The 11,770-nt window shown below is 43.3% G+C and carries 14 protein-coding genes; 9 read left to right on the plus strand and 5 right to left on the minus strand.

The features are described from left to right. Positions 1-241 precede the first annotated feature (241 nt). On the minus strand, positions 242-1,924 hold the full coding sequence (gene rnjA, locus I2432_RS01820; protein WP_012514941.1) for a ribonuclease J1: 1,683 nt from the start codon (positions 1,922-1,924) through the stop codon (positions 242-244). Position 1,925: 1 nt separating this feature from the next. Continuing rightward, positions 1,926-2,156 carry a DNA-dependent RNA polymerase subunit epsilon gene (locus I2432_RS01825; RefSeq protein WP_014622279.1) on the minus strand — a complete coding sequence of 77 codons (231 nt, stop codon included), beginning with the start codon at positions 2,154-2,156 and terminating at the stop codon, positions 1,926-1,928. A gap of 284 nt (positions 2,157-2,440) precedes the next feature. Here I2432_RS01825 and tsaB point away from each other — a divergent pair, with 284 nt between their 5' ends. The 4 genes from tsaB to I2432_RS01845 are packed head-to-tail and all read left to right on the plus strand — an operon-like array spanning position 2,441 to position 5,623. Further along, entirely contained in the window at positions 2,441-3,139 is a 699-nt protein-coding gene (tsaB, locus tag I2432_RS01830; protein ID WP_206158966.1) for a tRNA (adenosine(37)-N6)-threonylcarbamoyltransferase complex dimerization subunit type 1 TsaB, read from the plus strand. 2 nt (positions 3,140-3,141) lie between these two features. Further along, the gene (rimI, locus tag I2432_RS01835; RefSeq protein WP_115250574.1) at positions 3,142-3,567 is read left to right on the plus strand and encodes a ribosomal protein S18-alanine N-acetyltransferase; all 426 of its coding nucleotides are present in this window, start codon (positions 3,142-3,144) and stop codon (positions 3,565-3,567) included. Beyond that, positions 3,557-4,573, plus strand: a complete 1,017-nt coding sequence (gene tsaD / locus I2432_RS01840; protein WP_115250575.1) for a tRNA (adenosine(37)-N6)-threonylcarbamoyltransferase complex transferase subunit TsaD — start codon at positions 3,557-3,559, stop codon at positions 4,571-4,573. Before rimI ends, tsaD begins: the two co-directional genes overlap by 11 nt. A 21-nt stretch (positions 4,574-4,594) precedes the next feature. Further along, positions 4,595-5,623, plus strand: a complete 1,029-nt coding sequence (locus I2432_RS01845; RefSeq protein ID WP_043030445.1) for a YdcF family protein — start codon at positions 4,595-4,597, stop codon at positions 5,621-5,623. Positions 5,624-6,015: 392 nt separating this feature from the next. Here the strand turns inward: I2432_RS01845 and rpsN are convergent, their stop codons facing one another. Both rpsN and aao read right to left on the minus strand, forming a co-directional pair. After that, positions 6,016-6,285 carry a 30S ribosomal protein S14 gene (gene rpsN / locus I2432_RS01850; RefSeq protein ID WP_012678537.1) on the minus strand — a complete coding sequence of 90 codons (270 nt, stop codon included), beginning with the start codon at positions 6,283-6,285 and terminating at the stop codon, positions 6,016-6,018. A gap of 196 nt (positions 6,286-6,481) precedes the next feature. After that, entirely contained in the window at positions 6,482-7,651 is a 1,170-nt protein-coding gene (gene aao, locus I2432_RS01855; RefSeq protein WP_115250576.1) for an aminoacetone oxidase, read from the minus strand. 125 nt (positions 7,652-7,776) lie between these two features. Here aao and I2432_RS01860 point away from each other — a divergent pair, with 125 nt between their 5' ends. From I2432_RS01860 to I2432_RS01870, 3 genes are all read left to right on the plus strand, one after another. Beyond that, positions 7,777-8,307, plus strand: a complete 531-nt coding sequence (locus tag I2432_RS01860) for a DUF536 domain-containing protein (RefSeq protein ID WP_115250577.1) — start codon at positions 7,777-7,779, stop codon at positions 8,305-8,307. Between the two features lie 44 nt (positions 8,308-8,351). Further along, positions 8,352-8,942, plus strand: coding sequence for a 3'-5' exonuclease (locus tag I2432_RS01865; RefSeq protein WP_115250578.1), 591 nt, complete (start codon positions 8,352-8,354; stop codon positions 8,940-8,942). 90 nt (positions 8,943-9,032) lie between these two features. Then, positions 9,033-9,755: a MerR family transcriptional regulator gene (locus tag I2432_RS01870; protein WP_115250579.1), complete on the plus strand. Its 723-nt coding sequence runs from the start codon at positions 9,033-9,035 to the stop codon at positions 9,753-9,755. A 41-nt stretch (positions 9,756-9,796) separates the two neighbouring features. Here I2432_RS01870 and I2432_RS01875 read toward each other — a convergent pair whose 3' ends face one another. Further along, the gene (locus I2432_RS01875) at positions 9,797-10,096 is read right to left on the minus strand and encodes a YbaB/EbfC family nucleoid-associated protein (RefSeq protein WP_012678533.1); all 300 of its coding nucleotides are present in this window, start codon (positions 10,094-10,096) and stop codon (positions 9,797-9,799) included. Between the two features lie 394 nt (positions 10,097-10,490). On the opposite strand from I2432_RS01875, the gene I2432_RS01880 reads away from it, so the two are divergent. Next, positions 10,491-10,943, plus strand: a complete 453-nt coding sequence (locus tag I2432_RS01880; RefSeq protein ID WP_234991596.1) for a hypothetical protein — start codon at positions 10,491-10,493, stop codon at positions 10,941-10,943. Between the two features lie 139 nt (positions 10,944-11,082). Next, positions 11,083-11,769, plus strand: a complete 687-nt coding sequence (locus tag I2432_RS01885) for a response regulator transcription factor (RefSeq protein ID WP_206158967.1) — start codon at positions 11,083-11,085, stop codon at positions 11,767-11,769. Position 11,770: the final 1 nt, after the last annotated feature.

The following is an 11,770-nucleotide window of genomic DNA, read 5'->3' on the forward strand; positions in this document are numbered from 1 at the left end:
TCAGCCTGTAGTCAAATGTTATCGCTCTCTTTTTGAGGTGTGGTTTGACAGGTTTGCTAAGCTCAGCAGGCTATTTTTAGTAGTATAGCTAGACAAGGCTCTTAAGCTAGCTCAGCACGTCACTCTGTTAAGCTTAGCTAACAGCACGTGTTGGGCAAGTAGTATGCCTCATAGCCTTGTACATCAGTCATTGACGTTGACGCAACAAAAAAACACGAGCCTCTAAGCTCGTGTCAAAGATCTATTGGCTATCAGGTGTTAGAACCATTGGAATGATAATGGGCTCGCGCTCTGTCTTTTCGTAAAGGAAGGGACGAAGCGCATTAACGATAGCACCATTGACAGACTGGATACTAGCGTCCTTATTTTTCAGAGCGATACGAATCGCATTGAAAAGCACACGCTGACTCTCTCTGATGAGCTCGCCTGACTCGCGCATGTAGATAAAACCGCGGCTGAGAATATCTGGTCCGGCCAAGATCATCTGTGTCTCAAAATCAACAGTCGCCACTGCAAGGACAACCCCGTCTTCTGAAAGATCACGACGATCGCGAAGAACCGCTGTCCCAATATCTCCAATGCCATTGCCATCTACGTAAATGTCCTGAGCATTGAAATGACCGGCTATACGAGCGCTATCGCTGGTCAAGGCCAACACGTCACCATTTTCCATGATAAAGATATTTTCTTCTGGAATCCCAATGTCAACAGCAAGCCCAGCATGAACCTTCTGCATACGGTACTCACCATGAACAGGCATAAAGTATTTTGGCTTAATAAGGCTAAGCATCAGCTTTTGCTCCTGTTGGCCACCATGACCGGAGGTGTGGATATTGTTGACCTTTCCATGAATAACGTCAACTCCAGCCTCCTGAATCGTATTGATTAGCTTATTGACGCTGACGGTATTACCAGGAATTGGACTTGATGAAAAGATAACAGTGTCTCCAGGCTGTAAGCTGACCTGTCTGTGGGTACCATTGGCAATCCTAGCAAGGGCGGCCATAGATTCCCCTTGACTGCCGGTACACATGATCAAAATCTCACTAGCGTGGTAATGTTTAATCTCATTAGGCTCAATAAAGGTTCCCTTTGGGACCTTGATGTAGCCAAGCTCAATACCGTTAACAATAGCCTTTTCCATTGAACGACCAAATACGGCAATCTTACGCCCTGTCTTAACAGCGGCTTCTGCAGCCTGCTGCAAGCGGTAGATATTTGAAGCAAAGGAAGCAAAAATGATACGTCCATGAATGCCTTCAATAATGTTCATGATTGACTGACCAACGACCTTTTCAGAATTCGTAAAGGTTGGTATCTCGGCATTTGTCGAATCGGACAATAGACAAAGAACTCCGTCCTTACCAAGAGCAGCCATGCGATGTAGATCAGCCGGATCACCAACAGGTGTAAAGTCAAACTTGAAGTCGCCAGTACAGATGACCTTCCCTTGTGGGGTGTGGATAACAATCCCAAGTGGCTCTGGAATAGAGTGAGTTGTTTTAAAGAAGGTAACGCTCATATGCTTAAAGGTGAGCTCGGTATTGTGATTGATCTCATAGAGCACAGCATCGCGTAAGAGACCATGCTCCTCCAGCTTTCCTCGGATAAGAGCTAGGGCTAAGGGGCCTGCATATATAGGCACATTAGCTTGCTTTAGTAAAAAAGGAATACCGCCAATATGATCCTCATGACCATGAGTAATCACAAGAGCCTTGACACGCTCCAAATTGTCAACAATATAAGAGTAATCGGGGATAACATAGTCAATCCCTAGCAAATCGTCCTCTGGGAATTTGATACCGGCATCAACAATGATGATTTCATCTTGATACTCAATACCGTAGGTGTTTTTGCCGATCTCTCCCAGACCACCAATCGCATAAACCCCAACCTCATTAGGCCTTAAACTGATATTTGTCATGTTAAAACTCCGTTAATGTGAAAACACCAGTTTCTTTTTCGTAGTCTAGGTGCTTGTCTGAGAGCAGCTCGATGAATTCGACATTGTAATTGGTGTGCTCTTCAACCATCTTGCGGGCCTTGATACGCCCCTCAAGCTCACTTGCAGCGTCTATATCTAGGTATAGGGCCTGTGTGTTTTCACGACGCGGACTGCGTTCCTTTGTTTCTTGGTAGAAAACTTTATAGATCATTGATGATATCTTCCTTTCATGATGAATCGATTATCCAAACAATAACAAATAGGTCAAAACGAGAAGGCCTCTGTTTTGACGATTACCTATCATGTGATTATTGTGTAATAGATTTAAACCTGATTCTGTGCAATTACTAAGATTATATCATACTATCAGCTTTTAGTAAAAAGTTTCGATAAAATTATTCGCTTGACCTGTGATGAGACTGTAGGTGTCTCTTTTTCATGGCCTTTATTTTATGTTATAATTGTGGAATAGAAATGACTTGAGAAGGACTTAATATGAAGACACTTGCATTTGACACATCAAATAAAGCATTATCTGTTGCTTTATTAGACGATGACACATTATTGGCTGATCTTGCGATTAATATTAAGAAGAATCACAGCATTAGTCTGATGCCGGCTATTGATTTTTTAATGTCCTCAGTTGGCTGGAAACCAAAGGATCTTGATCGGATCGCAGTAGCAGAAGGACCAGGCTCATATACTGGCTTACGTGTTGCCGCTGCTACAGCAAAAATGCTTGCCTATAGCCTAAGTATTGACCTTGTTGGCATATCAAGCCTCTATGCTCTAGCGGCCTCTGTTTGCCGCGAAAATCCTGACAGCTTGGTTGTTCCTTTGATTGATGCTAGACGACGCCATGTTTATGTGGGCTATTATCACCATCAAAAAGCTGTGAAACAGGATAAGTATGCGTCCTTTGATGCTGTCTTAGCAGATTTGGTCTCTTATAACAATGTAATTTTTGTTGGAGAGGTGGAGGGCTTTGTAGAGGATATTCGAGTGGCCTTGCCAGAGGCTAAGATAAAGCCAAGTCTGCCATCAGCCTTTGAGCTTGGTCTGCTAGGTAGCAATCTTTCAGCTGATAATGTGGCAGCCTTTGTCCCACAATATTTGAAGCGGGTTGAGGCAGAGGAAAATTGGCTCAAAACTCATGCTGTCGGTGATGACAGCCAGTATGTCAAGCGAGTTTAGCGATGATTTCTATTCAAGAAAAAGCAGCAGCTGTCTATCAGGTGCTAAAAGAGGTCTATGGTCAATCCCCTTGGACCTTAAAGCAGATACTGTCTGATATGCAACAGGAGCATGTTGATTATTTTACCTTTTATCATCAAGAAACCCTGCTTGGTTTTTTAGCGATTCAACAGCTGCCAGGAGAAATGGAAATCACTAATCTAGCTGTTTTGCCAAGCTATCAGGGGCAGGGTATTGCCTCTTGGCTCATGGGACAGCTAGATGGCTTTGAGGGAAGGATATTTCTTGAGGTTAGAGCGTCAAACCACAGGGCGCAGCAGCTTTATCTCAAGCATGGCTTTGAGGTGATAGGCCAGCGTAGCAATTATTACCATGATCCAATAGAAGCAGCCTTGATCATGAGGCGGGAAGGAAAGAATGACAGATAGATATATTTTAGCAGTAGAGAGCTCTTGTGATGAGACAAGTGTTGCTATCTTAAAAAACGATAACGTCTTATTGACCAATATTATTGCTAGTCAGGTTGAAAGTCACAAGCGTTTTGGTGGGGTGGTTCCTGAGGTAGCAAGTCGTCATCATGTGGAGGTGATTACGACTTGCTTTGATGACGCACTCAAGGAGGCTCAGCTTGAGGCTGCTGACTTGACTGCGGTTGCGGTTACCTATGGACCAGGTCTGGTGGGGGCATTACTAGTCGGCCTAGCAGCAGCCAAGGCCTTTGCTTGGGCTAATGATTTGCCCTTGATTCCGGTCAATCATATGGCAGGTCACCTGATGGCGGCCCGCGAGCAAGGAGAGCTGGAATACCCTCTTATGGCCCTCTTGGTTTCCGGTGGGCATACAGAGCTTGTCTATGTGACAGAGCCAGGAGAGTATCATATTGTCGGAGAAACACGTGATGACGCAGTTGGTGAAGCCTATGACAAGGTAGGACGCGTGATGGGCTTGACCTATCCTGCTGGTCGTGAGATCGATCAGCTAGCGCATCAAGGGACAGATACTTATCATTTTCCTCGTGCCATGATTAAAGAGGAGCATTTGGAGTTTTCTTTTTCAGGCCTAAAATCAGCCTTTATCAATCTGCACCATAATGCGCAGCAAAAGGGTGAGGAGCTTGTGCTTGAGGATCTCTGTGCTTCCTTTCAGGCTGCGGTGTTAGATATATTATTAGCAAAAACCAAGAAGGCACTCAAGCAATACCCATCAAAAATGCTAGTCGTCGCTGGTGGAGTAGCAGCCAATCAGGGGCTTCGTGAGCGTTTAGCCAAGGAAATCAAGGACTTAGATGTGGTTATGCCTCCTTTAAGATTGTGTGGGGATAATGCTGGTATGATTGCCTTAGCAGCAGCTGTTGAGTACGATAAAGGGCATGTGGCAGGCTTGGACCTAAATGCTAAGCCAAGTCTAGCCTTTGAGAGCTTTCATCAGCAGTAGCATTGGTATGAGGAGATTGTCATGTTTTATTTATTGCTTCTTCCATTGATTTGCAGCGTGGTGTTTTTGGCTGTTTATGTTAAGGAGCCAAGAACCCTGTGGCTAGGAGCCAGCTTTGTAGCAACACTAGGTGTTAGTCTCTTGTGTGCTATGATTTACATTTTTTCAATCGAAAACAGGCTTCAGGGTGTTGGTATCCTGGTGCTAGGTGTCATTGGCTTTCTTGCGATTGTATGGTTGATGTCAAGTCCCTTTATACTCTTGCTCTTTCTAAGCTTTAATGGCATTAGGCTCATCAAAAGAGAAGGACTTTCCTTGCGGAATTTATTGCTGATTGGCTCAGCGGTCTTGTTGTTTGTGCACCCTTTTGTCAGCAGACTATTGTTAGAGAGTATCGGTGACTCAAAGCTTTTAAGGATCATGTATGAGACTAGTGATTTGTTAATCCTTTACCTCTTGCTAATCGTATCAGCCTACACCATCTCAAGCATACTGAATACCTTTTACCTCAGAAAAACCAAGGAAGACTATATTATTGTGCTGGGGAGCGGTCTAAATGGAGACCAGGTCACTCCCTTGCTAGCCAGCCGTATTAATAAGGGCATTCAGGTTTACCGGAAAAATCCTGGCAGCAAGCTGATCATGTCTGGTGGCAAAGGGGCTGATGAGCTAATAGCTGAGGGTGAGGCGATGTGTCGCTATGCAGTCCAGCAAGGAATCAAAAGCGAAGATATATTAGTTGAAAACCAATCCAGAAATACCAGAGAAAATATCCTGTTTTCTAAGCAATTAATACCAGCTGGGGCTTCCTTTTGCTTGGTCACCAATCGTTATCACCTGTTTAGAGCCTTATTGCTGGCCAAGGAGCTAGCCTTGCCTTGCAGGGGCTACGGGGCAAAAACAAAGCTCTACTTTAGTATGAATGCCTTTATCAGAGAGATTGTTGGCTATCTCCAATTAAAGAAAAAGCAGCACCTACTGGCAATGCTCATCTTAACAGTAGGCTATATAGCCATAAGAGTGGTGATGATCTATATGCTGCATATTTGATGTCATTGGCAAAAAAGCTAAGGCTAGTCACCTCGTCTTGGGCTGAAAAAGTCTCTCTTAGGTCCTTTTCTTAGATGCTATGAGCAAGCAGCCTTTTTAAAAAGGCTACATCTAGGATTTTATGGAGCTTTAGAGCTTGTTGTAGGAGATATTCACTGGAACCAATCACTGCTGTCACAGCAAAAACAGGCCTTTAGGAGCGTTTGCTTTGCTTGAGGGCTCTTTTCCTTGCAGAGGCTAACTGTACCAGTCAAAGGCTAAGGTAAGTGATTTAGCCTGTGATGATTAAGGAGTTTTAAGACGTAAAAAAATAGCTCGGTATCTTGGCATACCGAGCTATTATGATAAATTGGCTTCTATGATTACTAAATCTTAAACAAGGTGAGTCAAGCTTACCAGCTAGCCTTAGTGATTCCTGGTAGTTGGCCTTTGTGAGCTAGCTCACGAAAATTGATACGGCTGACACCAAACTTACGCATGTAAGCATGGGGACGACCATCAATTCTATCACGATTTTTCAAGCGATTTGGGTTTGAATCACGTGGCAATTTGCGCAGTGCTTCATAATCACCCTTTGCTTTAAGCTCGCGACGAAGGTCAGCATACTGTTCAATCAGTTGGAGCTGCTTATGGTATTTAGCAATTTTTGACTTCTTTGCCATTGCTTTCTCCTTCTTAATATTTAATAATCTCAGAGCGTTATCAGCGCCCTGAATTTCCTCAACTAGTCATTAACCAGTTAAGGAAACATAGTCTTATTATACACCAATTTCAGCCAAATGCAAGAAAAAGATGCCCTGATTAAGGGGATAATGACAAATAAGCCTATCAGTCAATCAGCTAATAAGCTTATCTTAATCAATGTGGGCTTCCTGCCACCCAGCCAGAGCAGAGAGCAGCTGTAATGTTAAAGCCACCTGTATGAGCATTAATATCTAAGACCTCACCAGCAAAGTAAAGTCCCGCGACCTTCTTGCTTTCGAGGGTTTTAGGGTTGATTTCTTTTAAGTCAATGCCGCCCTTGGTTACAAAGGACTTGGCCAGAGACATTTTTCCTGTGATTGGAATCGGTAATTGCTTAATCTTGTTGACGAGCTCCTGGGTCTGTGTGGGAGTTAGCTGCTTTCCTTTTTCCGGATAGCCCTTTGTTAAAAAGTCAGCAACTCGCTCAGGCATTAGAACCTTGAGTGCATTTTTTAGGGCTTTTTCCCGGTGCTGCGCCAAATAGCTGAGCAGCTCAGCTACAGAGGTTTGCGGCAGCAGGTCAAGCTCTGCTATGTCACCTCCCTTAACAAAGGAAGAAAGCCTTAGAGCAGCAGGACCTGACAGCCCAAAATGGGTAAAAAGCAAATCGTGGGTGATCTGATGCTTCTCATAGCTAAAGGTCACATCATCAAGGGAAATTCCCTGTAAGGCCTTATGTGGAAAGTCTGTTAATAAGGGACTTTCGGCAGCCTCTAGCTCGGTGACAGCTATGTTGAAGTGGCGAGCAATATCATAGCCAAAGCCTGTCGATCCAGTAGATGGATAGGATTTGCCTCCTGTTGCCACGATAAGTCTCTCGCAGCTGAAGGTCTGATCAGCTGATTTGAGGTAAAAAAGGTTGTCTCGCTTTTTGACCGAGACAATCTCGGTACTGGTCAGCACCTGAGCTCCCAGCGACTTGATTTTTTGCTCCAGCGCATTAATAATCGTCTTTGATTGATCGGTTGTAGGAAACATGCGTCCATGATCCTCTTCTTTGAGGGTCACGCCGTTTTCTCTAAAAAAAGCAATGATGTCATGATTATCAAATTGGGAAAAGACGCTATAGAGAAAGCGGCCGTTACCTGGAATGCCAGCGATTAGCTCATCAAGGCTTCCGCTGTTGGTGACATTGCAGCGTCCTCCTCCAGTCCCAGCCAGCTTTTTGCCTAGGCGTCTGTTTTTGTCAAGCAGGAGTGTCTTGTGGCCATAGTAGCTGCTAGAGATGGCTGCCATCATACCAGCAGGACCACCTCCAATAATAATCGTATCGTATGGTATCATGTGCTTATTTTAGCATAACATCAAGCGATTTAACAGTAATGTAAACTAGGCTAAATTGACAGAATTCTGGTATTGTGTTACTATTTTTAATAAGAATATTCAGTTACAGTAATAAAGAGGAAATTATGGCAATAGAAAAGACAGTTAGTGAACTAGCTGACATTTTGGGAGTGAGCCGTCAGGCTGTCAATAATCGTGTCAAGTCCTTACCAGAGGAGGACCTTGATAAAAATGATAAAGGAGTCACTGTCGTTAAACGTAGTGGCTTAGTTAAGCTAGAGGAAATCTACAAGAAAACGATTTTTGATGATGAGCCAATTAGTGAAGAGACCAAGCAGCGTGAGCTCTTAGAGATTCTGGTTGACGAAAAAAACACTGAAATCACTCGCTTATATGAGCAGCTAAAGGCAAAGGATAGCCAGCTGGCTGCTAAGGACGAGCAGATGCGTATTAAGGACGTTCAGATTGCCGAGAAGGACAAGCAGCTGGATCAGCAGCAGCAGCTGACAGCCAAGGCTATGGCAGACAAAGAGACCTTGAAGCTGGAGCTTGAGGAAGCAAAGGCTGAGGCTGATCAGGTACGATTGCAAGCAGAGGAGATACAGTCTGAGATGGGACCTAAAAAAGGTTTTTTTAATCGTTTATTTGGTAAATAACAGCATACCAAGACCCTCTAAGGGTCTTTTTTGAGGAGATAAGAATGAAACAATTAGAAGCTTATATTGCCTTTGATATGGAATTTAATACTGTCAATGAGGTTAGTCATATCATTCAGCTTTCAGCGGTCAAATGGCACAAGCATCAGGAGGTTGACAGCTTTGACAGCTATGTTTACACTGCTGTTCCCCTGCAAAGCTTTATTAATGGCTTAACAGGCATTACCTCAGATAAGATTGTATCAGCACCCAAGGTTGATGAGGTGCTTGCTGCTTTTAAGCAATTTGTTGGTGATACACCTTTGATAGGCTATAATGCACAAAAGTCTGATTTGCCTATTTTAGCAGCAAATGGCTTGGATCTGTCAGCGCAATATGCAGTCGATGTCTTTGATGAAGCCTATGAGAGACGCAGTAGTGACCTAAATGGAATTGCTAATCTTCGCCTGCAAACAGTTGCTGATTTTTTAGGGATAAAAGGAAGAGGACATAATAGCTTAGAGGACGCTCGTATGACAGCGCGTGTCTATGAGGCATTTGTGGAATTTGACGATAACAAGTCTTACCTAGATAAGCAAAAAGAAGCGATTACAGACAACCCCTTTGCAGCTTTGGGAGGGCTTTTTGACGAATAGCCTTTGCCATGCTCTAAAAAGTTTAGCCTTAGGGCTTGCTTGTGACCTTGGGTCATGTCCTATAATGAGGACAGAAAGGAGGTGACAAGAATGTCTGATATCTATTCAACCGGTGAGCTAGCAAAAGCAGCAGGTGTCACTATTAGGACGGTGCAATATTACGATAACAGAAACCTCCTATCCCCATCTGCTATCACAGAGGGAGGAAGACGCCAGTACACGAGTGCTGACTTGAGCCAGCTCAAGCGTATCCTCTTTCTTCGAGAGCTAGATTTTTCAATCGAGAGGATCAAAAGGATCTTTGCCGAGGATAATACAGACCAGGTCTTAGAGCTCTTGCTTCAGGAGCACATCAGGCAGCTAAGAGCAGAAGCTGCTGATAAAAAGGCTAAGCTTGACAGGGCTGTCAAGCTCTTAAAAGAGGTTGAAAAGGACGCTTGTCAATCACTTGACGATCTTTCAGACCTTGCCTTGAGGATAGAAAATCAAGAAAGCTGGCGTCAGCTCCAGCGCAGAACTTGGCCACAACTCATTTTGGCAATCATAAGCTATGTTCTAGTCATGGTATTAGCTACTTGGCTTCGTCAGATCTGGTTGATCTGGCTTGGAATGTCACTGTTTATCTTGGCAGTGAATGGTCTTGTTTGGCATTACAAAAAGCAGGTGCTCTACCTTTGTCCCAACTGTCACAAGATCTTTGAGCCTACCTATAAAGCCTTTAGCTTGGCAGGACACACTCCAAAAACCAGAAGATTACGCTGTCCTCATTGCCAGCAAAAATCTTTCTGCCTTGAATTGGCCAAGGAAAAATAATTAAAAATCTCCGCTGGATACCCAGTGGAGATTTCTTGCTATTAAAATGGTAGCTTGCCGGCAAAGGCCCCCAAGCTTTTCTTGGTTGCCTCATCAATTTGAGTAAGGGCGTCATTGATGGCTTGAGTGGTCATGTCTTGAAGCGTTTCGATATCCTCTGGATCCACAACAGCCTCCTTAAAGGTGATATTGACCAGGCGTTTGTCACCAGTAAAGGTTGCTGTTACCAGCTCTTGGGCAGATTTGCCTGAAAATGAGGTAGCAGCTAGATCAGCTTGCTTTTGTTCCATTTGCTTTTGAAGCTTTTGCGCTTGCTTCATCATGTTTTGCATATTCATCATAAGTTCCAATTCTCCTAAGTTTTGATACTTAACTATTATAACACATCAGACAAGACTTCAAAAATGTGACCTCTTAAAGCTAGCGAAAAGGCTGTGCTGGTCTGCAATGCTTTGATGAGCTAGTGATTAACAAATAGGTCATCTTTTTTAAATAGTGTTTTCTTGTTGGGGGTTATAGCTGGTGCTTGTTTTTGTGATGAGCTTACGTGAAGCTGTCCTTAGCCTTGTCATCATTTTTGAGGTAGTTTGATGTCATTATTAATCAAAAAAGATCATTTTATACTTTTATAATAACAACTTAAGAATTAGTTTAACTTTAGCTTAATGTTGTTTTATATTTGATTGCTATACTTAGTCCATAACATTGATAATCAAAAAGAAAGAGGTAATTGTTATGACAACAATGACTACAGGAAAACAATCAAAAACAACTTTAGCTGCTAACGCTTTGAAGCTTGGTCTTACTTCAGCACTGTTTGCTGGAGGTGCCTTTCTAGCTCTGGGCCAAGCACCGGCCGTCTCTGCATCCACCCATGCTGGTAATGAGCAGTCAGTAACTCAACGCTTAACTGACCAAGAGATCTATGAACGCGCTCAAAAGCTTGAACTACCAGACTACATCAGCGGCTCAATCTACGGTATCCTTAACCAAAACTCAAGTATCACTTATCCAAAGGATATAGCTGGTCAAGCGCAGCCGATAGCCTATCAATCAGAAGAACGACCATTAGCTGATCAAGAGATCTACGAGCGTGCTCAAAGGCTTGAACTGCCAGACTACATCAGCGGCTCAATCTACGGTATTCTCAATCAGAATTTAAGCACTATTTATCCGAGCGATTATTAAGCACCTAAGATGATTAAGGTGCGACAATCGACGATTAAAATGATTGATGAGTTAATGAGATTAGAATTATTTGGCTAAGTTAAGAATTAGTGTTATACTTGAGAGAGTGTAGCACTAATTTTTTAATCAAGGAGGAAGCATGACCTACAAGATATTATTAGTGGACGATGAACCGGAAATCACTGATATTAACAAACGTTATTTGCAACAGGCCGGCTATAGTGTGACCGTCGCAAGCGATGGTCGTCAAGCCTTGGGGCTCTTTGCCAAGGACCAGTATGCTTTGATTATCAGTGATATCATGATGCCCAATATGGATGGCTATGATTTTATTGGGGAGGTGTTGCTGGAAAAGTCTGACCAACCCTTTCTTTTTATCACAGCAAAGACATCTGAGCCTGACAAGATTTATTCGCTGAGCTTAGGGGCAGATGATTATATTTCCAAGCCCTTTAGTCCACGTGAATTGGTCTTACGGGTCACCAATATTTTACATCGGATTTATGGCAAGGCTAACCAAGACCAGCCCTTAGTTATTGGGGATTTGCTCATGGATCATAGCACCCGGAGGGTGACGGTAGCCAATCAAGACCTTAATCTGACCAATAAGGCTTTTGATTTGTTGTGGATTTTGGCCAATCATCTGAATCATGTCTTTTCAAAAACAGAGCTATATGAGCGTGTGTGGGAGGAGGAGTATCTGGACGATACCAATACCTTGAATGTTCACATTCATTCCCTGCGCAATGACTTAGCAAGATACAGTACTGACCAAACACCAACCATTAAAACGGTTTGGGGACTGGGCTATAAATTAGAGGGGTAAT

Origin of the sequence: Streptococcus equi subsp. zooepidemicus (assembly GCF_015689395.1) — a bacterium.
Classification (GTDB): Bacteria; Bacillota; Bacilli; order Lactobacillales; family Streptococcaceae; genus Streptococcus; species Streptococcus equi.